The sequence below is a fragment of the Leifsonia sp. Leaf264 genome, from assembly GCF_001422325.1.
GTDB lineage: Bacteria > Actinomycetota > Actinomycetes > Actinomycetales > Microbacteriaceae > Orlajensenia.
This window is the reverse complement of record NZ_LMMR01000004.1, coordinates 156,069-182,366: the sequence shown is the minus strand read 5'-3', so window position 1 is coordinate 182,366 and position 26,298 is coordinate 156,069. Positions and strand designations below refer to the sequence as shown.

Sequence of the window (26,298 nt, the reverse complement as noted above, 5' to 3'; positions counted from 1 at the left end):
CGGGAGGATGGAGGGATGACCGAACCGTTCCGCCTGCAGACCGGCGACACCGCGCCCGCCTTCACCCTTCTCGACCAGGACGGCCGGGCCGTCTCCCTCGCCGACTACGCGGGTCGCCGCGTCATCGTGTACTTCTACCCCGAGGCGATGACTCCCGGATGCACCACCCAGGCGTGCGACTTCCGCGACAACCTCGCGTCGCTGGCCGGCGCCGGATACCAGGTGCTCGGCATCTCGAAGGATGCCGTCGCGAAGCTGAAGCGGTTCCAGGAGGAGGACTCCATCTCCTTCCCCCTGCTCTCGGATGAGGATCTCGCCGTGCACACGGCCTACGGCGCCTGGGGCGAGAAGAACTCCTACGGTCGCATCGTCACCGGCACCCTGCGTTCGACCTTCGTGATCGACGAGGACGGCGTCATCAGCCATGCGCTGTACAACGTCAAGGCGACAGGTCACATCTCGATGCTGCGGAAGAAGCTCGGCATCGACGCCTGACGTCCAACCCATGGTGCAGATCTCCGACATCGGAGGGCGGTGCTTCGCTACGCTGGGGAACGGTCGGCCGCGCTGATGCCCCGGCCTCGACAGGCATGTTCGATCGCCGCTGGGAATCGGAGACACCCGATATGAAACGACTCGTCACCGCCGCTGTCGGCGTGGCCCTGCTGCTCCTGCTCACAGGATGCACTCCGAGCGGAGTCGCCGTCGAGGATTTCGCGGGGGTCCCCGACGACATCACGACGTCCGGGGCGATTCCTGAGGACACCGACGGCACGCCCCAGGCGTTCTACCTGAACGACGGAGGCCAACTCGCCGTCGTGCTGTGGGGCAGCTCCACCTGCCCGTACGTCGGCACCGACATCTCGGTCGTGAAGCCGGCGGATGAGGGCAACGAGGTGAAGGTCACCGTTGCCGACCTCCCCGACCAGCCGTGCACCATGGACCTCGTGCCTCACACCACGGTGTTCTGGACCCCGGTGAAGACCACCACGACGAAGCCGCTCATCGTGCACGTGCTCGACGCGAGCATCACGGTCCCGGTGAAGTAGTCTCGGCCAGCGGCTGCGGCCGGCCGCTTCAGCCGGCGCGCCTCAGTAGGCCGGCCGCTCCAGTTCGTGCGTGAACGCGACCCTGACCCCCGGGACGAGCAGCAGCACGATGACAGCCAGCGACGGCAGCAGGAGCGCCCAGCCGACGTCGGGCCGCGCGTACAGCCCCTGGAAGCATCCGACGGCAACGGCGATCTGCACGATCTGCCAGGTGACCGACGCACCCCGGATCCACGGCCTGTCGCGCAGTGCGCCGATGGCGATGGCCGTCACGAAGATCGCCGCGATCACCACGATCACGAAGATGGCGATGGCACTCGTGATGGAGGCGGGCTCCGCTGTCAGCAGCTCGATCAGGAACCACACGGCGACGCCGATCACGAGGGCCGCCTCGGCGAACAGCAGCACACGGAGAACCGCGATCAGGGCACTGTTCCGTGCCGGAACGCTGGGCTCATCGCCGTCTCCTGACCCCCGAACAGGACGTGCATTCACAGGGTTATCCCATTCAAAACTATTGATCCGATTCTTTTACTATGCGACCATATTCGAGGTCAAGTTTTGCTCACAGGGTCGTGAGCTGTTCACTCCTGAGTTTACTTCCTGCAACTTGACCGTCACCCCGTTGCATTCTTAGGCCATACGGCCATGCACCCCCGCAATACAAAGGAGCACCCCCATGGATTGGCGCGACAAGGCCGCCTGCCTCACTGCAGACCCCGAACTCTTCTTCCCCGTCGGGAACACCGGGCCCGCAGTCGACCAGATCGAGAAGGCCAAGGTCGTCTGCTCGCGGTGCAACGTCACCGAGATCTGCCTGCAGTACGCCCTCGAGACCGGCCAGGACTCGGGTGTCTGGGGAGGCCTCAGCGAAGACGAGCGCCGCGCCCTCAAGCGCCGTGCAGCCCGCGCTCGCCGCGCTTCGTAGCCCACTCCCCCAGCACGACCTGAACGCGCCCTCATCTCGAGGGCGCGTTCTGCTGTCGACGGTCAGGGCTTGGTGAGCCAGCGCAGCGGGATGTCGATCGTGACCTCGGTGCCACTGCCGAGGACCGTGTGCCAGTCGATCGTGCCGCTCAGTTCGCCCTGGATGAGGGTACGCACGATCTGCGTGCCGAGGCCCGAGCCGACCTTGCCCTCCGGAAGCCCCGACCCCGTGTCGCGCACCTTGACGCTGAGCGTGTCGTCGGTGCGCGAGGCGATGATCTCGACGTCGCCCTCGCGACCGGCGAGCCCGTGCTCGACGGCGTTGGTGACCAACTCGGTGAGCGCCAGCGCGAGCGGGGTGGCGTACTCGCTCGGCAGCACGCCGAAGCTTCCCGACGACTTGGGGTGCACTGTCGTGTTGTGCGCCGAGGCGACCTCGGCGATGAGCAGCAGCACCCTGTCGAACACGGCGTCGAAGTCGACGCTCTGCGCGAGGCCCTCGGAGAGGGTGTCGTGCACGACGGCGATGGCCGCGACCCGGCGCATGGCCTGCGTGAGGGCCTCACGCGCCTCGTCCGAGTGCGTGCGCCTGGCCTGGATCCGCAGCAGCGACGCCACGGTCTGCAGGTTGTTCTTCACCCTGTGGTGGATCTCGCGAATCGTCGCGTCCTTGGTGATGAGCTCGCGTTCCTGGTGGCGCAGTTCGGTGACGTCGCGACTCAGGATGATGGCGCCGATGCGCTCGCCCCGATTGCGGATCGGGATGGCCCGCAGCGAGACCGTGACACCACGCGCTTCGATGTCGGTGCGCCACGGCGCCCGGCCGGTCACGACGAGCGGCAGGGACTCGTCGGCGACCAGCGATCCGCTGAGCACACGCGTGGTCACCTCGGCCAGCGACTCGCCCTCAAGCTCGTCGGCAAAGCCCATGCGATTGAAGGCCGAGAGGGCATTGGGGCTGGCGAAGGTCGTCGTGCCGTCGACGTCAAGGCAGATCAGGCCGTCGGAGGCGCGCGGCGCACCGCGGCGTGGCCCCGTCGGAGCGCCGAGGTCGGGGAAGTCACCCGAGGCGATCATCGCCGACAGGTCGTTGGCGCACTCGTTGAAGGTGAGCTCCTGACGACTCGGCGTGCGCGTCTCACTCAGGTTGGTGTGCCGGGTGAGCACGGCGATGGGTTCGTCGGTGATGCCGGATCCCGTCGGCGACAGGCGACGCATCACGGGGACTGCGCGCACCCGGGTCGGTGTCTCCTCGTACCAGGCCGGAGTCGACGAATCGACGATGCGTGCTGTCTCGAACGCCTCGGTGACCTGTGCCACCCACTCCTGCCTGATTCCCTGACCGACGAAGTCGCGATAGAACAGGGTCGCCGCGCTCGACGGCCGCGCGTGCGCGACGGCCACGAAGCTGCCGGATGCCGTCGGGACCCAGACGACGAGGTCGGCGAAAGCGAGATCGGCGATCAGCTGGCCGTCCGCGACGAGCATGTGCAGCCAATCGACGTCGGCCTGACTGCCGCGCCCCTGCGCGAGTACGAGATCACTGAGCGTCGACACGTCTCCCAGCGTAGCGGGATGCCTCAGCCTCCGGACGCCGGGACCGAGCCGGCGATGGATGCGGCCCCCAGCCGACGCCTGGCGCGCCGCGGTCCCGCCGCCGGCGGCGCGACGCTCTCGTCGACGAAGCGCTCGATCGCCAGGCGCGCCGGCGATCGACGCGAGACCTCCCGCAGCGTGCCGCCGGCCAGGACGGCGGCGTCGACGCCTCGGCGATCGTCCAGCACCATGTGCGCCTGCTCGATGCCGCCGAACCGGCGGAGGGTGGCCAGCACGTGCCCCGCCGCCCCGACCCCGGAGGCACTGGCACGGAGCCTGTTCATCACCACGCTCACCCTGACGGGCTCGATGGCCTCGGCGAGGTCGGCGTAGCCGCGGAGGAAGCGCGGGAGGCCGACGGGGTCGGCCGCACCGACGGCGACGACGTGGTCGGCCGCCCGGAGGGCTGCGATGGTGGCGGCGTTCCTCCTGGGGGCGAACAGGTCGCTCGAGATCTCCTCGTCGGACTCCAGGCTGAAGCCGGTGTCGACGACGACGACGTCGGCCCAGTGCCTGCAGGCCTCGAGCACGGCCGTCACTCGGCTGCCTCCGAGTTCCGGCCACCGGGCAGCACGACTGATGCCGGTGAGCACGCTGAAGGAGCTCTCACGCGCGCCGTGGCGCTGGCCGATGCGATCCAGTTCCGACCTGGTGAGGCTGTCGGCCCCGGCGAGGCGACAGGCAGCGGCGAACCCCGGCGCCTCGTCGAGCAGGCCGAGCATCGGCGCGATGGTGCCTCCGTAGGGGTCGACGTCGGCGAGAAGCACCGAGCGCCCGCGCGCGGCGATCTCGGCAGCCAGGTTGACCGCCAGGGTCGTGCGTCCCGGCGCGCCTGCCGGCCCCCAGACGGCGATGATTCCGGAGGTGCCCCGCTCGACGAGCGGGGTGGGCGCTGTGAGCGGCGCGGGTCCCCTGTGGCCGAGGACGTTCTCGACGTCGTCCCACCGCGCATCGCCGCCGAGGACCTCGAAGAGTCCCAGCTCGGCTGCGTGGCGCCTCCCCGTGTCGTCGGCCGCGATGCCGATCAGGCGTACCCCGCGGCGATCGCAGGCGTCGAGCAGGTCGCGCGTGATGGACGCCGGCGTCGCCGCGGCGACGACGGCGTCGAGTTCCAGCCCCTCGAGGATGCCCAGCAGTTCGCGGGCCGACCCGGACCGCGCCACGACGGCGTGCCCGCGCTCGATGATCTCGGGAAGGAGCGCGTCCTCCAGCCTCCTGTCGAGGATCAGCGCTATGCCGGCCATTCTCAGCCGTCCGCCGGCACGACGGAGAGCACGTCCTCTGCTGCGATGGCCTCGAGCACCAGGGCGACGTCGGCGCGCGGCACGAGGAGCTCGACGGCGCGGCCGTCGCCGGCGGCGAGGAAGCCGTCGGCCTCGCTCACGACGGCGACTGTCGCATCCGGGACCAGCACGACAGGTGGATCGAAGCCATCGCCCTTCGCGGCCCGCGCCGCCCAGAGATCGACGACGGAGCCCGTGGCGACGCTCGCGGGCAGACGGCCGCTCACGGCCACCACCACGCTCGTGAGGCCCGTACGCGCCCTCGTCGACACGGCGGAGGCCGGGATCATCTCGCCGGCGAGGACCGACCTCGTCATCACGAGGCCGTCGGCAGGAGGGGCGTCGGCGGCCAGGTAGACGTCGGCCCCGGCTCCGAGCCTGACACTGGTGGCTACGACGTCGTCACCGTCGACGGCCTCGCCCGCCACGAGGGCATCCCGCGCCACGTAGACCAGGGTCGTGCGGTCGGCCGCGGAGACGATGGCGTAGACACCGATCACCGAGCCGATCACCAGGACGAGGCCGACGACGAAACGCGGGTCGATCCAGAACGAGCGCGAGCGGGACGCGGCAGATCCCGTCGTTGCGACCCCCATGGCGACCTCCCCGGGGCTCCGGCGTCGGAGCCTGTCCCCGATCATGCCGAGTCGCCCCGGAGGGCGATGTCAGTTATCCACAACGCCCGCCATCCGGCGCCGATGGCGCGCAGCCGACGATAATGGTCAGGTGCCCCCTGTTCCTCCCGATGGTGATGTCGCGCGTTTCCTGACGCTCGCCGACACCGCTGAGATCCTCGCGATCTCCGTGCCTGAGGTCGCCGAACTGGTGCGCACCGCCGAACTGCCGGCCATTCGGGTCGGCACAGCGTGGCGCGTCGAGCGGGTGGTGCTCGAGGCCTTCATCGAGGGCCAGTACGAGGAGGCGCGTCGCATGTCGCTCTGGCAGGAGTCGGCGTACGCCGACATCCCCGAGCTCTCCGAGGGCCGCATCCTGCCCCCTGCGCGGAAACCGACGACCGAGACCGACTGATCGGGCCGTGGCCTGCCCTCAGCCCGCGAGCCGGACGAGCCTCAGGTGGGCGAACGGCACCACGCGGTACTGACGCACGGCGCGATCGCGGCGAGGGGTCCCGGCCTCGTGAACGGCCAGGTCGAGTTGATCGCGTCCCACCCTGTCGATGGTTCCGTGCAGGGAGCCCGTCGCAGTGATGAGCTCGACGGAGCTGCGCCGCCGCCCGAGGTCGCGCAGCACGAACGGCAGCCCGATGCGATCGATCAGTCGGCCCGGTGGAGCGGTGGCCGGCTCGAGGCTCGGGTCGACCTGCGCCCGATCGAGCAGCAGGGCCGCGACGGCAGCCAGCGGGACTATGCCCTGCGGATGCCACGGCGAACCGTCGATGAGATCGCCGGCGAGCCAGTCCTTGCCGAATGTCGTCGGGCGCACCACGACGACGGTGCCGCCGACGAGTTCCAGGCGCAGCGCCGTGACAGCGCCGCTCGGCCGCTCACGCGCGAGGGCGATGAGCCTGTCGCGCAGGCCGAGCCGGCCGAGACGCAGGCGCTCCCCCTCGATGCGGAGGTCGGCCTCCTCGGCGTGCAACTCCTGTTCGAGCTGACCCTCGAGGTCGTCGAAGAGGTCGTCGAAGCGCATGCGGGAACGTTAGCCAGTCGACGGCCCGGCGGCTCGAAGTTCTCCACAGTGCCGGAAAGGCTCTGGACAACTGAGCCTCCGTCATGATTGAGTCTCTCCAGACACCCCCGGACGGGGGTGGCACACCCGGTTCCCCGAGTCCTGGAAGCGGCGACATGAGCCCAGATCCAGCAACACCCTCGACCCCGGACGAGCACGCCGCACCGACGTCGTCCCCGGCGCCGATCATCGGCTCCACAGCTCTCGGGCGCTATCTCGATGACGACTTCTTCGGCGCCCAGCCCACTCCGACTCGCTCGCTCCCCGATCCGCAGCCGCTGCTGTCGAACCTGACGCGTTGCGTGATGGAAGTGCTCGCCGGTGCGCGCGAACTCGACCAGCTCAGCCGCTGGGTCACCGACGACGTGTACCGCCACCTCCTCAAGCGGGTCGTGCTCGCATCGCGGGCGCGGGCGGTGAAGAAGCAGCAGGCGCAACGGCCCACGATCTCCATCGGCAGCATCATCGTGACCGAGCCGCGCGACGGAGTCGTCGAGGCCGTCGTCATGGTGCACAGCCGGTCGCGGTCGCGCGCCGTGGCCATCCGCCTCGAAGGACTCGACAACCGCTGGCGTGCCAGCAGCATCAACGTGCTCTAGACGCGCCGACGCCGCCGTCGAACCGCTGTGCGGTGATCGGCGGCGGCGTCAGCCTGCGCTGGCTGCGACTCAGCCCTTGCGCTTGTCCTGTGCGCGTCGCTCGGCGCGGTTGCCGGGGGCGGCATCGGCCGCAGAGGGCTTCTGGCCGAAGGCTCCGCGTCCAGCCTGCTCCTCGGCGGCCGGCGCCGGCTGCGAAGCCGCGACCTGACGACGGGCGCGCTCGGTGGCCGCCTGCTGGATCTGGCCGCGCTGGTTGCGCACCTCGACTCCACCGGAGTCGCTCGGAGCCGAGTAGCTGAGCTTCTCGGCCGGAGCCTCCATGCCGCCGAGGCCCTTGGCCGCGACGCGCGGAGCCGTGATCTCGCCCGGAGCCTGGTTCACCTCGACCTCGAGGTTGAACAGGAACCCGACGGTCTCCTCGCGGATCTGGCCCATCATCTGCTGGAACATGGCGAAGCCCTCGCGCTGGTACTCGACCAGCGGATCGCGCTGAGCCATGGCGCGCAGGCCGATGCCGTCCTTCAGGTAGTCCATCTCGTAGAGGTGCTCGCGCCAGCGGCGGTCGATGACCGAGAGCACGACGCGGCGCTCCAGCTCGCGCATGGCCGGCGAACCGAGCTGGTTCTCGCGGTTCTGGTAGGCGATGCGCGCGTCGGAGAGGATCTCGCGCCGGACGAACTCGCGGTTGATGCGGCCCTTGGCTCCGGCCTCGGCGACGACCTCGTCGATCGTCACACCGACGGGGTAGAGCGTCTTGAGCTCGGCCCAGAACGCGTCGAAGTCCCAGTCGTCGCCGGTGCCATCGCCCGTGTGCTGGTCGACGACCTCGTCGATGACCGACTCGAGGAACTTTTGCGTGCGCTCGTGCAGGTCGTCGCCCTCGAGGATGTGGCGACGGTCGGAGTAGATCGCCTCGCGCTGGCGGTTCAGGACGTCGTCGTACTTGAGCACGTTCTTGCGGATCTCGGCGTTGCGCGCCTCGACCTGCGACTGCGCGCTGCGGATGGCGCGGCTGACGACCTTCGACTCGATGGCCACGTCATCGGGCACTCCGCGCGACATGAGCGCCTCGGCGGCACCGGAGTTGAACAGGCGCATCAGGTCGTCGGTGAGCGACAGGTAGAAGCGGCTCTCGCCGGGGTCGCCCTGACGGCCGGAACGACCGCGCAGCTGGTTGTCGATGCGGCGGGACTCGTGACGCTCGGTGCCGAGCACGTAGAGGCCGCCGGCCTCGACGACCTTTGCCGCATCCTCGTCGACAGTCGCCTTGACGCGGGCGAACACCTCGTCCCACTTCTCCTCGTACTCCTCGGGGGTGTCGACGGGGCTGAGGCCCGCGGCGTTCATCTCCGAGACGGCGAGGAACTCGGCGTTGCCGCCGAGCATGACGTCGGTTCCACGGCCGGCCATGTTCGTGGCGACGGTGACCGAGCCGAGACGCCCGGCCTGGGCGACGATGGCAGCCTCGCGCGCGTGGTTCTTGGCGTTCAGCACCTCGTGGCGCACGCCCTTCTTGGCGAGCAGGCGCGAGAGGTACTCGCTCTTCTCGACGCTCGTCGTTCCCACGAGGACGGGCTGGCCCGAGGCGTGGCGCTCGACGATGTCCTCGACGACCTGCGCGAACTTGACCTCCTCGTTCTTGTAGACGAGGTCGGACTGGTCGATGCGCACCATCGGCTTGTTCGTGGGGATGGCCACGACGCCGAGCTTGTACGTCGACATGAACTCGGCTGCCTCGGTCTCTGCCGTACCCGTCATGCCGGAGAGCTTGGAGTAGAGGCGGAAGTAGTTCTGCAGCGTGACGGTGGCGAGGGTCTGGTTCTCGGCCTTGACCGCGACCTTCTCCTTGGCCTCGATCGCCTGGTGGATGCCCTCGTTGTAGCGGCGACCCATCAGGATGCGGCCGGTGTGCTCGTCGACGATGAGCACCTCGCCGTTCATGACGACGTAGTCCTTGTCGCGCTTGAACAGGGCGTTGGCCTTGATCGCGTTGTTGAGGAACGAGATGAGCGGGGTGTTTGCCGACTCGTAGAGGTTGTCGATGCCGAGGTAGTCCTCGACCTTCTCGATGCCGGGCTCGAGCACGCCGACGGTGCGCTTCTTCTCGTCGACCTCGTAATCCTCGCCGGGGACAAGGCGGGTGGCCAGCGAGGCGAACTCGTTGAACCAGCGGTTGGCCTCACCGGATGCCGGTCCCGAGATGATGAGCGGCGTGCGGGCCTCGTCGATGAGGATCGAGTCGACCTCGTCGACGATGGCGAAGTAGTGGCCGCGCTGCACCATGTCCTGCGCCTGCCACGCCATGTTGTCGCGGAGGTAGTCGAAGCCGAACTCGTTGTTCGTCCCGTAGGTGATGTCGGCCGCGTACATCTCGCGGCGCACCTCCGGCGTCTGGCCGGCGATGATGCATCCGGTGGTCATCCCGAGGGCGCGGAACACGCGACCCATCAGCTCGGACTGGTAGCTCGCGAGGAAGTCGTTGACGGTGATGACATGCACGCCGCGGCTGGTGATGGCGTTGAGGTAGGCGGCGGTCGTCGCGACGAGGGTCTTGCCCTCACCGGTCTTCATCTCGGCGATGTTGCCGAGGTGCAGGGCTGCGCCGCCCATGAGCTGCACGTCGAAGTGACGGAGACCGAGCGTGCGGCGCGCGGCCTCGCGCACGGCGGCGAAGGCCTCGGGCAGCAGGTCGTCGAGGGACTCGCCGTTGCCGTAGCGCTCGCGGAACTCCACGGTCTCGTGCTTGAGCTCCTCGTCGCTGAGGGCTCGGAAGTCGTCCTCGAGCGCGTTGATCGCCTTCGCGTAGTTCTCCAGGCGTCGGAGCGTGCGCCCCTCGCCGACACGAAGGACCTTTTCCAGGATTGAGGCCACGAATGCACTCCAGATAGTCAGTACGGCGTGCACGCACGCCTCGCATCCGTTCGGACGCGCGGGTCATCACCCAACGGGCAACCCTACCAATGGTAGACGGCGGCGAACTGTGATTCGCCTGACCCACGACCCCCGAACGGATGCCGAGACGAGCGTCGGCTCAGCTCGCCGCTTCGACGTTCTCGTCGAGGCCGATCACGCCGTAGTCCCACCCCTTGCGGCGATAGACGACACTGGGACGGTTGGTCTCGGTGTCGAAGAACAGGTAGAAGTCGTGACCGACGAGTTCCATGTTGTAGAGCGCGTCGTCGATCGACATCGGGACCGAGGCGAAGAGCTTCCGCCTGATGACCACGGGACTGTAGTCGTACTCGCTCTCGGGCTCTCCGGCCGGCTGCGCGCCGTCGACGACGGGGATCGATCCCGTGCGGACGCGCTCGAGCACCTCGGGCGAGGCCGGAGCGATGTGAACCGCCTCGAAGCCTCCGTCCGTCGCCTCACGCAGCGACGTGGGGCGGTGCTGGCCCCGGTGGATCTTGCGGCGGTCCTTGGCCCGGCGCACGCGCTCGAGCAGGCGGCCGTAGGCGACGTCGAACGCCGCGTACTTGTCGGATCCGTCGGCCTCGGCCCGCACGACGGGCCCCTTGCCGATGAGCGTCAGTTCGACGCGGTCGTTCCCACTGGTTCCGTTCGTCTCGTGATGACGGCAGACCTTCACTTCGAGCGCGACGGCTCGGTCTGCCAGGTGGGCGACCTTGTCGGCCTTCTCCGTGGCGTATTCACGGAATCGATCCGTGATACCCGCGTTTCGTCCGACGATGTTCAGCTCCATGTCGACCTCCCCGTTGTCCGGCGTGTCACCCGGCTGGTGCGAGGGCGAATCGTTCACGCCTTTAGGCCCACGGTATCCCGCCTTGCTGGAGATGTCACCAGTTGTTTCACACAGCGACGACGACTACCCTCGACGCCCTCGCAGGCGCGTCTCGGCGAGTGCTGCTGCTCCGACGACGTCGCCCCCTCCGGCACTGACGGCATCCGCCGCCGCCAGCATCGTCGACCCCGTGGTGAGGATGTCGTCGACGATGAGGAAGCGTCGCCCGGCGAGCGGCTGGTCCCGTCCGCGCCGCACCCCGCGCACGGTGAAGCCACCGGCGACGTTGGCGCTGCGCGCCTCACGTCCGAGCCCGGCCTGGTCGGCATGCTGCCCCGCGACGCGGAGCACCCTGCTCGTCCGCAGCCCGCCAGCCCGCAGGAGGTCGTCGACGGGGCTGTAGCCTCGGCGCCGATAGGCCGAGCGGGACGACGGGACCGCCACCAGTTCGATGCCGCGGCCCGGGGACGCTGCAGTCGGGGCGGCAGCAGCGGCCGCCAGAACAGCGGCGAGGAGGGCCGGTCCCAGGACGCCGGCGAGAGTGGGGCGGCCGCCGTCCTTGAAGGCTGCGATGGCGCTCCGCGCGACGCCGTCGTAGTCCAGGGCGCAGTGCACGACGGTCCCGCCCCGGTCCGCCGGATGCACCGCGGGGGCGACGGCGGCGCGGCACTGCGTGCAGATCACGCGGCCGGGCTCCCCGCATCCGGAGCAGTCGACGGGCAGGACCAGGGCGACGGCGTCGCGGAGCGCCTCGGTCAGTGCCGCACGTCGCCCGGGGTGCACGGCGCCATCCTCGCGCCGGCACGCCCCGGCAGTGCCGCGTACCCGATGGCCGGGAGCGACGGATGAAGCCAACCATCCTGAGGAGGAGGCCTGCCGCTCAGAGGATCAGAGGCCCTGCTGGGTCGCCAGCATCTGAACGCCGTCGATACGAGGCTGCCAGCCGATGCCCTGCCGCTGTTCCAGGAAGCCGGTGGAGAGCAGCAGACGCAGGTCGCGGACAGTGTTGCCGCCCGAGATGCCCACCGCGTCCGGACTGCCATCGATCGACTGGCTCGGGCCGCCGATCTGCTGGGTGACGACAGTGGTGGAGCCGTCGGGGAGCCTGGTCAGCGAGGCGACGGTGAGGTCGTCGACCCACGAGGCGTCGAGGGGCACGCCGTCGGCCGACGGCAGCGGGATCCAGGCGCCGAGCTTCACCGGCACCTGCCGCCGCTCCCCGTCGCCGCGGATGATCGCGGCGGCGACGAACCTGCTGCGCCCCTCGCTCTCCAGCTCGGCGATCAGCCTGGTGCCCTCGCGCGAGAGTCGCAGGGCGACGATGCGAGAGGAGTCCGGCCAGCTCGTGGCCACCTCGTTCACCGAGCCGTCGAGGCCGTAGGCGCGGATCGCCCCAGGATCGTCCGCGGGAACGCTCCACACGTAGCCCGCAGTGTCGATGGACGGCGCGATGAGGTCGTCGCGGTCGTCGAGGGCCACCGGATCGCGTCCCGATCGCACGCTCGACACGCCGACGTCGGAGAGCACTGCCGCCGTCGTCTGGCCCGCCCCCAGGGTGACCGCCGTCGGCGAGAGCGACTCGATGGCGTCGGAGAGCCCGTCGATGGGGACCAGGGTGTCGTCGGATGCCGGCAGGTAGCCGAAGACGCCGTCGCGCATGATGAGGGCCCGCGAGTCGACGCGGGGCACCTGGTAGCGCGCGAGGTCGGGGATGTCCTGTTCGATCTGGTTGGTCGAGATGGTGACGCTTCCGATTGTCGGCACCCCGGAGAGGCTCTCCACCAGTTGCAGTTTCATGCGCTGCAGCGTGGCCTGGTCGGCCCGGAGCGCGTCGCTGTTGAGCGGCACCTGGGCGTCGCGGGAGAGCACGGTGACGGTGTCTGCCGTGAGCGTCGCACCCTCGGGGAAGGCCGAGACGACGGCTCCGGCCAACCACTCACTGGGGCCGGCGAGGAGCTCCCGTACGATCTGGGTCGGGGTCGAGACCCGGCGCGGGAACCAGCGCAGGTCGGGGACCATGTGCGTGTACGAGGTGTCGTAGAAGTACAGCGGATAGGAGTTGAAGACCTGGGGGAACGTGGTCTCGTCGATGAGGGTTCCCTGCGGTGCCTTGCTGATGCGCCACTCCCCCTTCACCTTCTGGAACTCGTACGACAGCGCGACCCTGGCATCCGGGAGATCCTCGGTGTAGTCCCCGTGCTGGCCGACCACTGCCGTCGGCGTGACCGAGAGCGACATGGCCAGCTCGCCCGTCGAGGTGTACTCCCGATCGACGCCGCGGTCGATCGTGGTTCCGGCATCGGGGTTCCAGACGTCGTCGAAGCTGCTCGTGAGGTACTGCCTCGCGACGGCGTAGCGGTCCTGCGGGGTGGCCGCGGCGTCGATGAAGCCGAGCAGGATCTCGGCCTGGGTCGCACCGGCCGCGGGCCCACGGGCGATCAGGTCGAGTTCCAGGGCGTCGTCGGTGTCGGACGAGGAGCCCTCCTGGACCGGGCCGGACAGGGGGATGGTCGCGCAGCCTGTGAGCAGGGCGAGGCTGATCAGCAGGGCACCGGCGGCGGCGAGACGTGCGGGTCTACGCATCGTTTCCTCCGATCAGCTGGGGGGATGTCGATCCGTCGCCGGTGGAATCGGCCGTGGCCTCGGTGACGGCTGGACCGGCGGGGGCAGGTTCGGTGTCGCCGGCATCGTCGGGCACGAGGGCGAGCGGCGACTCGCCGCGCGGCGAGTCGATGGTGCGCGGCAGCACGATGAGGAAGTTGCTTCCCGCGCCGGGCTGCGACCAGACCTCGATGGCCCCACCGTGCACGACGGCATCCTCCAGGGCGATGGCGAGCCCGAGGCCAGTGCCTCCGATCGTGCGCTGCCGTGACGGGTCCGCGCGCCAGAACCTGTCGAAGACGTGGGCGGCGGCCTCGGCTGTCATGCCGATCCCGTAGTCGCGCACGCCGATCGCCACGGCCGTGGCATTCGAGTCGACCGAGACGATGATGGGCCGATGTTCGCCGTGCTCGATCGCGTTGCCGAGCAGGTTGCGCAGGATCCGTCGGATGCGACGCGGATCGACGAGGACGTCGACATGGCCTCCGGGCGCGACGAGCCGCAGTTCGCAGCCGTTGCGGTCGGCGAGCGACTGCATGCTCGCCACGGCATCGGCCGTCAGGTGCGCGAGGTTCGTGGGCTCGCGCGAGAGGTCGACGGATCCGGCGTCGTACCTGCTGATCTCGAGCAGGTCGGCCAACAGCACCTCGAACCGCTCCACCTGCGTGTGCAGGAGCTCGGCCGTGCGCTCGGCGACGGGGGTGAACGTGTCGCGCTGGTCGTACAGGACGTCTCCGGCCAGGCGGATGGTGGTGAGAGGAGTGCGCAGCTCGTGCGACACGTCCGAGACGAAGCGTTGCTGCACTTCGGAGAGGTCGGCGAGCTCCCTGATCTGGGACTGCAGGCCGTCGGCCATGCCGTTGAACGATCTCGCCAGCGTGGCGATGACGTCCTCCCCCTTCTCGGGGATGCGCACCTCCAGGTCGCCGGCCGCGAGCTTCTCACTGGTCTCGGCCGCGACCCTGATGGGCGTGACCACGAGCCTCACGACCACCCAGGTGACCCCGGCGATGAGCAGCAGCAGCGCGATGGCCGCGATCGCCGCGGTCTGCTGCACCGACGACAGGGTCTGCTGCACGTCGGCCAGGCTGTAGCCGATGTACACCTCGTACCAGCCTGCCGCCGGCAGCAGGAGTTGCGACCCGACCACGATGCCGGGCTGCGCCTGGCCGTCGACGTCGGTGAGCGTCACCGACTGCCAGAACTGGCCGGTCCTGTCGCCCTGCACCTGGCGGCGCAGCTCGGTCGAGATGACGTCGCCGCGCAGCTCCTGCGTGGTGAAGTCGAGCGGGGCTGCGAGCGACGGCGGTTGGCCGGGCGCTCGCGACATGGCGATCAGCCGACTCGACGACGCCGAGCTGATGGATGCCTGCGCCTGGCTGAGGACCGCCTGCACCGCCACCCGATCCGAGGCGTCAGAGGCGTCGAGGATGCGCTGCGCCGACTGGGTGGCACGGCTGGAATCCGAGAGCACGAGTTCGAGCCTCGATTGGAACAGGTTGTTGCTCACGCTCACCGAGAGATAGATCCCGGCGAGCAGGATGGCCAGGCTCGACAGACCGAGGGCGATGAGAGTGGTCCGGAACTGCAGCGAGCCGCGCCACAGCCCCGCCGTTCGCGCGGGCCAGGTGCGCCAGCTCGCCCAGTCGATGCCGAGCACTCGCGACTCGGCCGCAGGAGCGGTCATGACGGGCTAGGCCACGCTGCCGGCCCGGTACCCCACGCCGCGGACGGTCGTGACGATGCGCGGGTTGTCGGGGTCGTCCTCGACCTTGGCGCGCAGGCGCTGCACGTGCACGTTGACGAGCCTGGTGTCGGCCTTGTAGTGGTAGCCCCACACCTGCTCGAGCAGCATCTCGCGCGTGAACACCTGGTGCGGCTTCGACGCGAGGGCCAGCAGAAGGTCGAATTCGAGTGGAGTCAGGTTGATGCGGCGGTCTCCGCGGCGCACCTCGTGACCGGCGGAGTCGACGGTGAGGTCGCCGATCTGCAGGTGCGTCGGCTCGGCGGCCTGGGTCGGGCGCAGGCGCGTGCGCACCCGGGCGATGAGCTCCTTCGGGTTGAAGGGCTTGACGATGTAGTCGTCGGCACCGGCCTCGAGGCCCTTCACGACGTCGGCCGTGTCCGACTTCGCCGTGAGCATGATGACGGGCGTGCCGGACTCGGCGCGGATGAGGGTGCAGACCTCGATGCCGTCGAGCCCCGGGAGCATCAGATCGAGCAGGACGAGGTCGGGCTTCGCTGCACGGAACGCCTCGAGGGCGAGTGCTCCGTCAGCGCAGAAGAAGGGCTCGAAGCCCTCGCCGCGCAGCACGATCCCGATCATCTCTGCCAGGGCCGTGTCGTCGTCGACAACCAGAATGCGTGCGTTCATCGTTCCGTTTTCCACTGAGGCCGATCCGATTCGTCATCGCCCGACCGCGCGATCTTCAGTGACAGAGTAGTCGAGAGACATGGGGTGCGCCTCGCAGCGGCGCGGCCGCACTCGTATGCGAGCATGGACGCGTGACGGATGGCGCGGAGCAGCACTCAGGACAGGACGGCATCCCGGTGACTCCGGATGCCGCGCAGCAGGGCGAACCGGAGGCCGCGTCGAACCACGGGTACGGGAAGGCGCAGGACGGAACGCAGCCGGCCCAGCCGCCGCAGTACGGGGAGTACGCACAGCCGCAGTACGGCCAGTACGCCCAGGCGCAGTTCGGTCAACCGGCCTGGGGGCAGCCCGGCACCCAGCAGCCCGGCCACCCCGGCGCAGCCCCCGGCTGGGCGCCACCGCCCAAGCCCGGCATCATCCCGCTGAGGCCGCTGAGCTTCGGGACCCTGCTCGGAGCCCCGTTCCAGATGCTCAAGCGGAACCCGAAGGCCACCTTCGGCAGCGCCCTGCTGATCCAGGGCATCGTCGGAGTGGCGACCATCGCCGCACTCGTGCCGTTCACGCTCTGGATCGTCGGCCGCGTCGACAATGCCACGCTCGAGGACCAGCAGACCGTCATCGCCGGCTCCGTCGGCCTCGGCATCGTCGTCGGGATCGTGCTGTTCGCCATCTCACTCCTGGCCTCCGCTCTCCTGCAGGGCGTCATCGTGCTCGAGGCCGCTCGGGCCACCCTGGGCGAGAAGCTCACCCTTGGCGCCCTGTGGAAGCGGGTGTGGCGCCGCATCCTCCCGCTCGTGGGATGGCTGCTGCTGTTGGGCATCGGCTTCATCGCGGCATCCGCCGTCGTGGTGGTCGTCGCCGTCCTCATCTTCGCCCAGGGCCAGGGCTTCCTCGGACTCGGCATAGCCTTCTCGGTGTTCGCCGCCATCGGGCTGATCGTGCTGTCGGCGTGGATCTACACGAAGACCCTCTTCGTGCCGTGCGCCATCGTGCTCGAGCGCGTCGGCGTCCTCGCCGCCGTGCGCCGATCGTGGCTGCTGGTGCGCGGGGCGTTCTGGAAGGTGTTCGGCGTCAACCTGCTGGTGGCCGTGATCGTCAACACCATCGCGCAGATCATCACCACGCCGCTCTCCCTCGTCATCGGGTTCGGGTCCACCGTGCTCGATCCGAACGGCTCGGGCGACCAGGTGGCGTTCCTCGTCATCACGAACGGCCTCGTCCTCTTCCTCACCATCATCATCGGTGCCGTCGCGTCGGTCGTGCAGTCGGGGACGATCGCGTTCCTCTACATCGATCGCCGCATCCGCACCGAGGCCCTCGATCTCGACCTGCAGCGGGCCGCCGAGGCCCGTGAAGCCGGCCACGACTCCGCCGACCCCTACCTTCCTGCGGACCAGTTCACAGCCGCGACAGCATGATCGCAGCCCTGTACGGGGTGGCCGGGGTCCCCGTCGACCCCGACGCCGAGGAGGCCAGGCGCCTGCTGCTCGACGAGCTCGCGAAGCCCGAGTACCAGGCGGCCCGGCCGACCTGGTTCGACCAGCTCTCCCAGGCCGTGCGCGACTGGTTCGTGTCCCTGTTCTCGGGAGGCGGTGATGGCGGCGGAGCCGTGCTGCCGGTGATCCTCGTCGTGCTGGTCGTCGCAGCACTGGCCAGTGCCCTCCTCATCTACGGGCTTCCCCGACTCAATCGCCGTGCCGCGCAGGACGCGGGATCGCTCTTCGGCGATGAGGACTCGCGCAGTGCCGACGACATCCGGCGCGCCTCCACGGCTGCTGCGGCGCGCGGCGATGTCGCCACCGCGATCATCGAGCGCTTCCGCGCCATAGCCCGCACGGCCTCGGACCGTGCCGCCGTCTCGGTGCACCCGGGAACGACGGCCGACGACTTCGCCCGACGCGCCGCGCAGGCGTTCCCCGCGGCCGCCGGCCTCGATCGTGCTGCGCGGGTCTTCGACGGCGTGCGCTACCTCGGCGAGCCCGGTGCTCCGGACGACTACGCCATGCTCGTGGAGCTCGACGACGAGATCCGGGCCTCGCGTCCGGCATCCGCAGCAGGGCCGGTACTGACGGAGGCTCCGCGGTGACGATGCTCGGAGAACGCCGGGATCCGGCCCCGGATGCCGCCACCGACGGCGTGGGTGGAACCGCCGCCATCACCCCCACGGTGCGGCAGGCAGCACGACGCGGAGTGTTCTGGGTCGTGCTCGGCATCATCGCCGTCGGGTTCGTCGTGGTGACGGCCCTGGTGCGCGGCGACGGCGGCGCGGCCGGCATCCCGCTCGCCGCCGACAACCCGGGGCTGGCGGGAAGCAAGGCCGTCGTCGAGGTGCTGCGCGACTCCGGGGTCGACGTACGACCCGTCGACTCCCTCGCCGCCGCTCGAGCCGCCGCCGGCACCGGCGACGACGTCACCCTGTTCTTCTCGGACCCCGGCGGCTACCTCGACGCCGACGGCCTCGGCGAGATCTCGGGCCTCGCCTCCGACATCGTGGTCGCCGACCCCGGCTTCGCCGCCCTGCAGGCGCTCGCCGACGGTGCCGTCAACGCCGGCGGCGCGCCCGATGCCGACACTGCCGTCGCCGGCTGCCAGGTCAGTGCGGCGGAGAGGGCCGGGAGCGCGACCCTCGGACAGAAGAGCCTCACCGCCGGCGGCGCGACGGACTGGACGGGATGCTTCGCCGACGATGATGCCTTCACGCTGCTCCAGAAGGCCGAGGATGACGGGACTCTCACCCTGCTGGCCGACGGCTCCCAGCTGCGCAACGACTCCGTCGCCGCCGAGGGGAATGCCGCGCTGGCCCTGGGCCTGCTCGGAGCGCAGCCCACCCTGGTCTGGTATCAGCCGACGCTCGCCGATGTCGTCGGCGGTGCCGCCCCGACCCTGGGCGAGCTCTCACCCGACTGGGTCACTCCCGTCATCGTGCTGCTCGGGCTGGTCGTGGTCGCCGCTGCGGTCTGGCAGGGCCGACGCTTCGGCGCCCTCGTCATCGAGAACCTGCCCGTCACAGTGCACGCCGGCGAGACCCGCGAGGGCCGCGCGAGGCTCTATGCCCGGACCTCATCCCGGCTGCGGGCGGCGGATGCACTCCGCATCGGCACCATCGGCCGCCTCGCCGCGCGACTCGGGCTGGCCCGCACCACCAGTGTCGAGGAGATCACCGGCGCCGCCGCCTCAGTCACCCGAATTCCGCTCGCGGAGGTGCGCAACGTGCTCGTCGATGCGCGGCCCGACTCCGACCGTGCCCTCGTCGACCTCTCCGGTCGCCTCGTCGACCTCGAACTCGCCGTCACCGCCGCCACCGAGGTCGGCTCAGCAGCAGAACCGGCATCCGTGCCGCCATCCACAGAAAGAATGGGTTCATGACCGATCCGTCCTCCCCCGCCACCGACCTGCCCCAGACGCCCGACCCCCGGGCTGCCCTCGCGCGGGTGCGCACGGAGGTCGGCAAGGCCGTCGTCGGCCAGGACGGCGCCGTCACGGGCATGCTGATCGCCCTGCTGGCCCGTGGTCACGTGCTGCTCGAGGGTGTCCCCGGAGTGGCGAAGACCCTGCTGGTGCGCAGCGTCAGCACGGCCCTGTCGCTCGAGACCCGTCGGGTGCAGTTCACGCCCGACCTGATGCCCGGCGACGTGACGGGGTCGATCGTCTACGACCAGAAGGCCGGAGACTTCGAGTTCCGCGAAGGGCCCGTCTTCACCAACATCCTGCTCGCCGACGAGATCAACCGGACACCGCCGAAGACCCAGTCGGCGCTGCTCGAAGCCATGGAGGAACGGCAGGTCAGTGCCGACGGCGTCTCGCGGCCGGTTCCCGAGCCCTTCCTCGTCGCCGCGACGCAGAACCCGATCGAGTACGAGGGCACGTACACCCTCCCCGAGGCCCAGCTCGACAGGTTCCTGCTGAAGCTCGTGCTCGAGGTCCCCGACCGCGACGTCGAGGTCGAGGTGCTCCGACGCCACTCAGCCGGCTTCGATCCCCGTGACCTCGCGGCCGCCGGCGTCACGCCGGTTCTCGGGGCCGCCGAGCTCGCGGCTGCCCAGCACGCCGTCGCATCCGTCGGCGTCAGCGCCGACGTGCTGGCGTACGTGGTCGACCTGGCCCGCGCCACCCGACGCAGCCCGTCGGTGAAGCTCGGCGTGAGTCCGCGCGGGACGACGGCACTCCTCGCCTCGGCGAAGGCCTGGGCGTGGCTGTCCGGCTACGACTCGATCACGCCCGACCACGTGCAGGCGATGGTGGTCCCGGTCTGGCGCCACCGCATCCAGCTGCGCCCCGAGGCCGAGCTCGAGGGCGTCGCGGTCGACGCCATCCTCGCCTCGATCGTGCAGCAGGTCCAGGTGCCGATCTAAGCCATGGCTCTCTCCGGTCGTTTCGTCGCACTGCTCGCCCTCGGGGTGCTGCCGATCATCCTGATCGACACCGCAGCCCCGGGGTCCGCCGCGCTCGTGCTCGGTCTGTGGCTGCTGCTGGTGCTCGCCGTCGCCGCCGTCGACCTGGCCGCAGCAGCCTCGCCCCGCGCCATCGGCGTCTCACGGGAGCTCCCGGCACGGGTGCGGCTCGGCGAGAACGCGACAGCGGAGCTGTTCCTCGTGAACCGTGGAACCCGCCGCCTGCGTGGAATCGTGCGGGACGCCTGGCAGCCGTCGGCCGGCGCATCCGCCACGCGCTCCCGAATCGACATCCCGGCCGGGGAACGGCGGCGAGTGGCGCTCACGCTGACCCCGTTCCGCCGTGGGGAACGGCGCGTCGAGACCGTCTCAGTGCGCAGCTTCGGCCCGCTCGGACTCGCCGCCCGCCAGGCGAGCCTGGTGGCGCCAGGGCGCATCCGGGTGCTGCCCCCGTTCCACTCCCGCAAGCACCTGCCGTCGCGGCTGGCACGCCTGCGCGAACTCGACGGCCGCACGGCGCTCATGCTGCGGGGCCAGGCCACGGAGTTCGACAGCCTGCGCGAGTACGTGCGCGGCGATGACGTGAGGTCGATCGACTGGCGCGCGACAGCACGACAGGGCGTAGCGGGAGGTGCCGCCCAGCGGCTGATGGTGCGCACCTGGCGTCCCGAGCGCGACCGTCGGGTGGTGATAGTCGTCGACTCCGCCCGCACGGCCGCCGCACGGATCGAGAACGAGCCCCGCATCGACACGGCCTTCGAGGCGTCCCTGCTGCTGGGCGCCCTGGCATCGCATGCCGGCGACCGCGTCGACTTCGTGGCATGGGATCGCCGCGTGCGCGGCCGGGTGCAGGGGGCGGCGGGGGCCGAGCTGCTCTCCAGGCTCGTCGACTCCATGGCCGTCATCGAGCCCGAGCTGATCGAGGCCGACTGGGCCGGGGTTCCCACCCTCGTGCGCGGCATCACGAATCGGCACGCGCTCGTGGTGCTGCTCACCTCCATCGACGCTCCAGGGGCGTCGGGCGCCCTGCTCGCCATGCTGCCGCAGCTGACGAGGCGGCACACAGTGCTGGTGGCCTCGGTCACCGATCCGGCCACTCTCGCCGCCGTCGACGACCGGGCCGACCTGGAGGGCGTCTATCGGGCGGCGGCGGCCGAGCGGGCCCTGCTCGACGTCGCCCGCGTCTCGGCCGCCATCCGTCGCCTCGGCGGAGACGTCGTGACCGGAGCGCCGGCCGACCTGCCGCCGGCCCTGGCCGATCGCTACATCGCCCTGAAGGCGGCCGGTCGGCTGTAGCCCGCTTCGATCTGCGATCAGCGGCGTCATGAACCGACATTCCGGGACATGACCGGGTGGGCGGCCCGCGCGGGCGATAACCTCGCTGACCGGGGGTGCTGCAGTCGCGCGTCCCGACACGTATCTGCAAGGAGCCACCGCTTTGTCCACCACCGACGCCCCTGCCGTCATCCCGATCGAATCCGACCCGAGCACAGCGGCCCGTCTGGGCGCCGAGATCGTGGGAACCTTCGTCCTCGTGTTCGGAGTCATCGGAACAGCCATCTACGCCGCCGGCTTCGCGGGGGGAGAGGGCAACCTCAATGTCGGGTTCCTCGGCGTCGCCATCGCCCTCGGCCTCTCCGTGCTCGTGAGTGCGTACGCCTTCGGACCGATCTCCGGCGGCCACTTCAATCCCGCCGTGACTCTGGGACTCGCCACCGCGGGCCGCTTCGCCTGGAAGGACGTCGCCGGCTACGTCATCGCCCAGCTCGTCGGAGCCGTCCTGGCCTCCACCGTCCTGCTGGCGATCCTCGCCGGCAGCAAGGACTTCGAGGTGCTCTGGTTCCGCGGCGCGTCGACGGGCTGGGGCGTGCTCTCCCCCGGCGGCTACAGCTTCCTCTCGGTTCTCATCGTCGAGGTCGTCGCCACCGCCGTCTTCCTGTTCGTGATCCTCGGAGTGACCAGCTCGCGTGCGGCCGTCGGCTTCGCTCCGCTCGCCATCGGCTTCACCCTGACGCTGCTGGCTCTCGTCGCCATCCCCGTCTCGAACGCCTCCTTCAACCCGGCCCGGTCGATCGCCACGGCGATCTACGGCGGCCCCGAGGCGCTCGGCCAGGTCTGGCTGTCGATCCTCGCCCCGATCGTCGGCGCCGTCATCGCCGGGGTCTCGTTCAAGTTCATCTTCGACGGCACCAAGAAGTAGTCGGCGAGGAGCACGTCACGAGGGGCGGATGCTGCGGCATCCGCCCCTCGTCCGTTGCCGGTCGCGCTGCTCGCCAGTCGCTGACGTCGGCTCGGGGCTAGGCCGCGATGATGCGCCGCGAACCCGCCTCGTATTCACCGAGGTCCCCGGTCTCGCCGGCTCGCGCCGCGCGACCGCCGAGGACGAGCATGTACGCGTAGAACGCTGCAGCGGCCGCGATCCCGATGCCGATCTTGACGGCCCACGGCCAAGGGGCCGGAGTCACGAAGCCCTCGATGACGCCCGAGATGAACAGCCAGACGGCGAGGCCGATGGCGACGGTGAACAGCGCACGCGCATCCTCGGCCAGAGCCTGGCCGCGCGTGCGGGCACCCGGCGCGATCCAGGCCCAGAAGATGCGCAGGCCCGCCGCGCCGGCGACGAAGACGCAGCTGAGCTCGAGCAGGCCGTGCGGGAGGATGTACTCGAAGAACACGTCGCCCTTGCCGTACGAGAACATCACGGCCGCCGACACCCCGACGTTCTGGGCGTTGCCGAGCAACGCGTAGGGCACGAAGACTCCGGTGATGCCGAGGGCGATGCACTGGGCGGCGACCCAGGCGTTGTTGGTCCAGACCGCGCCGGCGAATGATGCCGCCGGATTCTCGGAGTAGTAGTCCACGAAGTCGCCGCCGGCCAGGGCCTCTCGTTGCTCCGGCGTCCCGAATGAGGCGAGCACCTGCGGATCCGCCAGCGCCCAGACCGCATAGAGGGTCGACACCAGCGTCGTCGCGAGGATGACGCCGAGGGTGATCCACCGGAGCCTGTAGAGCGCCGCCGGCAGCTGCAGGATGAAGAAGCGAGGCAGCATGGCCAGCGCATTGCCACTCGCCCCGGTGAAGCGGAGCCGGGCCCGTGACAGGGTCACGGAGAGCCTGTCGCCGGGGATCGTCGACCCCGCCGCCGTGCTCAGCACCGACAACTGGGTCGCGCCGGACTGGTAGCCGGCGATGAGCTCGTCGGCTTGCTCACCCGTGAGTCGGCGCTTGCGGGCGAGCTCGGACAGCCGGTCCCACTCCGCGCCGTGGGCGGTCGTGTATGCGTCGAGATCCATCTGATTAGATACTCGCATGGCAGACCCCACCGCGCAGCGCACCGCGGCGAGCGGAAGCGATGGGACCGGTCTCGTCACCGGTGAGGCCGTCACCCTCGACGTGCGGCCGGCCAGCGTCATCCTGCGCGGAGCCGGCACGGCGATCGACGCCGTCGTCTATGTCGGCCTGCTCCTCGGCACGGCCTGGCTGGTCGTGCAGTACGGGTCTGCCGGCATCGACCAGGCGGCACTGCGCGCCCTCGGCGTCGTCGGCCTGGTGCTGTTCCTCCTCGTCATCCCGATGGTCGTCGAGATCTCGACACGAGGTCGATCGCTCGGCAGGCTGGCCATCGGTGCCCGGATCGTGCGTGACGACGGCGGCGCCATAGCCCTGCGTCACGCCTTCGTGCGGGCGCTGACCGGCGTGATCGAGATCTACCTGACCTTCGGTGCCGTCGCGGCGATGACGGGCCTGCTCAACGAGCGCTCGAAGCGCCTCGGCGATCTGCTCGCCGGAACGCACAGCCAGATCGAGCGGGTGCCGCGGTACGTTCCCCCGCTGCACGGCATGCCGCCGATGCTCACCCGATGGGCGGCGGTGGCCGACGTCGCCCGGCTTCCCGAGACGCTGTCACGGCGCATCGCCCAGTTCCTGTCCCAGACCGAGGCACTGATGCCGGCCACGCGCGCCCGCACGGCCGAGCAGCTGGCCGGCGAGGCGTCGGCCTACGTGTCCCCGCTCCCCGACGTCGCGGCGGAGACCTTCCTCTGGGGAGTCGCGGCGCTCCGACGCGAACGCGAGGCGACGGCGCTCAGGCTCGAGCGGGACCGCCTGGATGCGCTGGAGCCGGTCCTGGCCGGCCTGCCTCACGGATTCCCGGAGCGCTGAGCTCGCGCATCCGCGTGACTCGTTCCGTCTCCTCGCGGCCTTCGGCAGGGCTCGATCAGCGGACTGTGGAGCATCTGCTGATCGAGCATCCGTGCTCAGTACCTGTAGTGATCGACCTTGTACGGGCCCTCGACCGGCACGCCGATGTAGCTGGCCTGCTCCGGTGAGAGCTCGGTGAGCTCCACGCCCAGCGCGTCGAGGTGCAGCCTGGCGACCTTCTCGTCGAGGTGCTTCGGCAGCACGTAGACGCCGATCGGGTACTCCTCCGGGCGCACCCAGAGCTCGATCTGGGCGAGCACCTGATTGGTGAACGAGTTGCTCATCACGAACGACGGGTGACCGGTGGCGTTGCCGAGGTTCATCAGGCGACCCTCCGACAGCACGAGGATCGAGCGACCCGTGGGCAGGCGCCACTCGTGCACCTGCGGCTTGATCTCGACACGCTCGGCTCCGGCCAGCGACTCGAGCCCGGCCATGTCGATCTCGTTGTCGAAGTGCCCGACGTTGGAGACGATGGCGAGGTGCTTCATCCCGAGCATGTGCTCGAGCGTGATGACGTTCATGTTGCCGGTGCCGGAGACGAAGATGTCGACCTCGCCGACAACGGACTCGATGCGCGAGACCTGGTAGCCGTCCATCGCCGCCTGCAGGGCGCAGATCGGGTCGACCTCGGTCACGATCACGCGGGCGCCCTGGCCGCGCAGGGCCTCGGCGGCACCCTTTCCGACGTCGCCGTACCCGGCGACGAGTGCCACCTTGCCACCCATGAGCACGTCGGTGGCGCGGTTCAGGCCGTCGGGAAGGGAGTGGCGGATGCCGTACTTGTTGTCGAACTTGCTCTTGGTGACGGAGTCGTTGACGTTGATGGCCGGGAAGAGCAACTGGCCGGCGGAGTGCAACTCGTACAGCCGGTGCACGCCGGTGGTGGTCTCCTCGGTCACTCCCTGCAACTCGGCCGCGATGCGGGTGAACCTGTCGGCCGACAGCGCGAGCGACGCGCGCAGCGTGTCGAGCACGACGCTGTACTCGTGGTTGTCAGCATCCGTCGCCGCCGGCACTGCCCCTGCGGTCTCGAACTCGAGTCCCTTGTGCACCAGCATCGTGGCGTCGCCACCGTCGTCGAGGATGAGGTTCGGGCCGACCCAGTCGGCGCCGGCCGCCTCAGCCTCGGCACTCCAGTCGAAGATGCGGTCGGTGCACCACCAGTACTCCTCGAGGCTCTCGCCCTTCCAGGCGAAGACGGGGACACCGGCGGGAGCATCCGGCGTGCCCGTCGGGCCGACGGCGATGGCCGCTGCAGCCTCGTCCTGGGTGGAGAAGATGTTGCAGCTCGCCCAACGCACCTGCGCACCGAGCGCCGTGAGGGTCTCGATGAGCACGGCGGTCTGCACTGTCATGTGCAGCGAGCCGGCGATGCGGGCACCGGCCAGCGGCTGCGAGGGACCGAACTCCTCGCGGAGCGCCATGAGGCCGGGCATCTCGTTCTCGGCGAGGCGCAGCTGGTGTCGGCCGGCTTCAGCGAGGGAGAGGTCGCGGACCTTGAACGGGAGTGCGGTGGCTGTTGAGGTCATGGTGCCATTGTGCCATTCGCCACCAGCCTGCAGCGCTCCGACATCGGACAGGACAGGTCGATTCGGCGACCTCGCCCCGGGTCAGGCTCCGAGCCCGGCCTCGCCCAGGACCGCGTGCCTGATGACCTGCCAGCCCTGAGGGGCCGAGAGGCGCTCGGCATGCCGGGCGCAGAGGTCGTAGCTGTGCGGCTCGTGGCTCATGGAGAGGGGGCCGAGGACCGCCATCGAATCGGCGTAGACGTAGGTGAGCGTTGCCACCGCATCAGCGGTGCACGCCACCCGCGAGCAGGATCTGTTCATGTCAGCACCAGATTA

At 69.9% G+C, this 26,298-nt stretch carries 26 protein-coding genes; 12 read left to right on the top strand and 14 right to left on the bottom strand.

The genetic code is table 11. The features are described from left to right. Nucleotides 1–15: 15 nt before the first annotated feature. On the top strand, nt 16–495 hold the full coding sequence (gene bcp, locus ASF30_RS06275) for a thioredoxin-dependent thiol peroxidase (RefSeq protein WP_055903470.1): 480 nt from the start codon (nt 16–18) through the stop codon (nt 493–495). A 131-nt stretch (nt 496–626) separates the two neighbouring features. Continuing rightward, nucleotides 627–1,049 (top strand): hypothetical protein, encoded by a 423-nt coding sequence (locus tag ASF30_RS06270; RefSeq protein ID WP_055903468.1) that lies wholly within the window; start codon nt 627–629, stop codon nt 1,047–1,049. Between the two features lie 42 nt (nt 1,050–1,091). On the opposite strand, the gene ASF30_RS06265 is transcribed toward ASF30_RS06270, so the two are convergent. Beyond that, nucleotides 1,092–1,544: a hypothetical protein gene (locus tag ASF30_RS06265; protein WP_235480288.1), complete on the bottom strand. Its 453-nt coding sequence runs from the start codon at nt 1,542–1,544 to the stop codon at nt 1,092–1,094. 184 nt (nt 1,545–1,728) lie between these two features. Between ASF30_RS06265 and ASF30_RS06260 the strand changes: the two genes are divergently transcribed. Beyond that, nucleotides 1,729–1,977: a WhiB family transcriptional regulator gene (locus tag ASF30_RS06260; protein WP_055903466.1), complete on the top strand. Its 249-nt coding sequence runs from the start codon at nt 1,729–1,731 to the stop codon at nt 1,975–1,977. Nucleotides 1,978–2,039: 62 nt separating this feature from the next. Here ASF30_RS06260 and ASF30_RS06255 read toward each other — a convergent pair whose 3' ends face one another. Genes ASF30_RS06255 through ASF30_RS06245 form a run of 3 tightly spaced genes read right to left on the bottom strand, consistent with a single transcriptional unit; the run spans nt 2,040 to nt 5,451 of the window. Then, nucleotides 2,040–3,533: a sensor histidine kinase gene (locus ASF30_RS06255; RefSeq protein ID WP_055903463.1), complete on the bottom strand. Its 1,494-nt coding sequence runs from the start codon at nt 3,531–3,533 to the stop codon at nt 2,040–2,042. Between the two features lie 23 nt (nt 3,534–3,556). Beyond that, nucleotides 3,557–4,816 (bottom strand): AAA family ATPase, encoded by a 1,260-nt coding sequence (locus ASF30_RS22595; RefSeq protein ID WP_235480287.1) that lies wholly within the window; start codon nt 4,814–4,816, stop codon nt 3,557–3,559. A 2-nt stretch (nt 4,817–4,818) separates the two neighbouring features. Next, complete coding sequence (locus ASF30_RS06245) at nt 4,819–5,451, bottom strand: hypothetical protein (protein WP_055903461.1); 633 nt, start codon at nt 5,449–5,451, stop codon at nt 4,819–4,821. 130 nt (nt 5,452–5,581) lie between these two features. On the opposite strand from ASF30_RS06245, the gene ASF30_RS06240 reads away from it, so the two are divergent. Next, a complete protein-coding gene (locus tag ASF30_RS06240) occupies nt 5,582–5,884 on the top strand; it encodes a helix-turn-helix domain-containing protein (protein WP_055903458.1) in 303 nt (100 codons plus the stop codon). An 18-nt stretch (nt 5,885–5,902) separates the two neighbouring features. Here the strand turns inward: ASF30_RS06240 and ASF30_RS06235 are convergent, their stop codons facing one another. Beyond that, nucleotides 5,903–6,505 carry a hypothetical protein gene (locus ASF30_RS06235; RefSeq protein WP_055903455.1) on the bottom strand — a complete coding sequence of 201 codons (603 nt, stop codon included), beginning with the start codon at nt 6,503–6,505 and terminating at the stop codon, nt 5,903–5,905. A gap of 155 nt (nt 6,506–6,660) precedes the next feature. Here ASF30_RS06235 and ASF30_RS06230 point away from each other — a divergent pair, with 155 nt between their 5' ends. After that, on the top strand, nt 6,661–7,143 hold the full coding sequence (locus ASF30_RS06230; RefSeq protein WP_235480286.1) for an Rv3235 family protein: 483 nt from the start codon (nt 6,661–6,663) through the stop codon (nt 7,141–7,143). Nucleotides 7,144–7,212: 69 nt separating this feature from the next. On the opposite strand, the gene secA is transcribed toward ASF30_RS06230, so the two are convergent. The 6 genes from secA to mtrA form a co-directional block, all read right to left on the bottom strand. Beyond that, nucleotides 7,213–10,014, bottom strand: a complete 2,802-nt coding sequence (secA, locus tag ASF30_RS06225) for a preprotein translocase subunit SecA (RefSeq protein ID WP_055903449.1) — start codon at nt 10,012–10,014, stop codon at nt 7,213–7,215. A 160-nt stretch (nt 10,015–10,174) separates the two neighbouring features. Beyond that, the gene (hpf, locus tag ASF30_RS06220; RefSeq protein WP_055904700.1) at nt 10,175–10,846 is read right to left on the bottom strand and encodes a ribosome hibernation-promoting factor, HPF/YfiA family; all 672 of its coding nucleotides are present in this window, start codon (nt 10,844–10,846) and stop codon (nt 10,175–10,177) included. Nucleotides 10,847–10,969: 123 nt separating this feature from the next. Continuing rightward, nucleotides 10,970–11,668, bottom strand: a complete 699-nt coding sequence (locus ASF30_RS06215; protein ID WP_055903446.1) for a ComF family protein — start codon at nt 11,666–11,668, stop codon at nt 10,970–10,972. Between the two features lie 105 nt (nt 11,669–11,773). Further along, complete coding sequence (locus ASF30_RS06210) at nt 11,774–13,468, bottom strand: LpqB family beta-propeller domain-containing protein (RefSeq protein WP_055903443.1); 1,695 nt, start codon at nt 13,466–13,468, stop codon at nt 11,774–11,776. Further along, a complete protein-coding gene (mtrB, locus tag ASF30_RS06205; protein WP_055903440.1) occupies nt 13,461–15,173 on the bottom strand; it encodes an MtrAB system histidine kinase MtrB in 1,713 nt (570 codons plus the stop codon). Before mtrB ends, ASF30_RS06210 begins: the two co-directional genes overlap by 8 nt. Before the next feature lie 6 nt (nt 15,174–15,179). Next, nucleotides 15,180–15,860: an MtrAB system response regulator MtrA gene (gene mtrA, locus ASF30_RS06200; protein ID WP_055903437.1), complete on the bottom strand. Its 681-nt coding sequence runs from the start codon at nt 15,858–15,860 to the stop codon at nt 15,180–15,182. A 131-nt stretch (nt 15,861–15,991) separates the two neighbouring features. Here mtrA and ASF30_RS06195 point away from each other — a divergent pair, with 131 nt between their 5' ends. The 6 genes from ASF30_RS06195 (at nt 15,992) to aqpZ (ending at nt 22,451) form a co-directional block, all read left to right on the top strand. Next, nucleotides 15,992–17,278 carry a hypothetical protein gene (locus tag ASF30_RS06195; protein ID WP_055903434.1) on the top strand — a complete coding sequence of 429 codons (1,287 nt, stop codon included), beginning with the start codon at nt 15,992–15,994 and terminating at the stop codon, nt 17,276–17,278. Beyond that, nucleotides 17,275–17,946: a DUF4129 domain-containing protein gene (locus ASF30_RS06190; protein WP_055903432.1), complete on the top strand. Its 672-nt coding sequence runs from the start codon at nt 17,275–17,277 to the stop codon at nt 17,944–17,946. The genes ASF30_RS06195 and ASF30_RS06190 overlap by 4 nt, the downstream gene beginning before the upstream one ends. A gap of 2 nt (nt 17,947–17,948) precedes the next feature. After that, nucleotides 17,949–19,226, top strand: a complete 1,278-nt coding sequence (locus ASF30_RS06185; RefSeq protein WP_055903429.1) for a DUF4350 domain-containing protein — start codon at nt 17,949–17,951, stop codon at nt 19,224–19,226. Continuing rightward, nucleotides 19,223–20,212, top strand: coding sequence for an AAA family ATPase (locus tag ASF30_RS06180; protein WP_055903425.1), 990 nt, complete (start codon nt 19,223–19,225; stop codon nt 20,210–20,212). Before ASF30_RS06185 ends, ASF30_RS06180 begins: the two co-directional genes overlap by 4 nt. A 3-nt stretch (nt 20,213–20,215) precedes the next feature. Continuing rightward, a complete protein-coding gene (locus tag ASF30_RS06175) occupies nt 20,216–21,547 on the top strand; it encodes a DUF58 domain-containing protein (RefSeq protein WP_055903422.1) in 1,332 nt (443 codons plus the stop codon). Between the two features lie 142 nt (nt 21,548–21,689). Then, the gene (gene aqpZ / locus ASF30_RS06170) at nt 21,690–22,451 is read left to right on the top strand and encodes an aquaporin Z (protein WP_235480285.1); all 762 of its coding nucleotides are present in this window, start codon (nt 21,690–21,692) and stop codon (nt 22,449–22,451) included. A gap of 97 nt (nt 22,452–22,548) precedes the next feature. Here the strand turns inward: aqpZ and ASF30_RS06165 are convergent, their stop codons facing one another. Further along, nucleotides 22,549–23,544, bottom strand: coding sequence for a stage II sporulation protein M (locus ASF30_RS06165; protein WP_055903419.1), 996 nt, complete (start codon nt 23,542–23,544; stop codon nt 22,549–22,551). 16 nt (nt 23,545–23,560) lie between these two features. On the opposite strand from ASF30_RS06165, the gene ASF30_RS06160 reads away from it, so the two are divergent. Then, the gene (locus ASF30_RS06160) at nt 23,561–24,412 is read left to right on the top strand and encodes an RDD family protein (RefSeq protein ID WP_055903417.1); all 852 of its coding nucleotides are present in this window, start codon (nt 23,561–23,563) and stop codon (nt 24,410–24,412) included. Between the two features lie 95 nt (nt 24,413–24,507). On the opposite strand, the gene ahcY is transcribed toward ASF30_RS06160, so the two are convergent. Together ahcY and ASF30_RS06150 are read right to left on the bottom strand one after the other, a co-directional pair. Beyond that, nucleotides 24,508–25,983: an adenosylhomocysteinase gene (gene ahcY, locus ASF30_RS06155; protein ID WP_055903413.1), complete on the bottom strand. Its 1,476-nt coding sequence runs from the start codon at nt 25,981–25,983 to the stop codon at nt 24,508–24,510. A gap of 81 nt (nt 25,984–26,064) precedes the next feature. Then, nucleotides 26,065–26,283 carry a DUF3499 family protein gene (locus ASF30_RS06150; protein WP_055903410.1) on the bottom strand — a complete coding sequence of 73 codons (219 nt, stop codon included), beginning with the start codon at nt 26,281–26,283 and terminating at the stop codon, nt 26,065–26,067. Between the last annotated feature and the right edge of the window lie 15 nt (nt 26,284–26,298).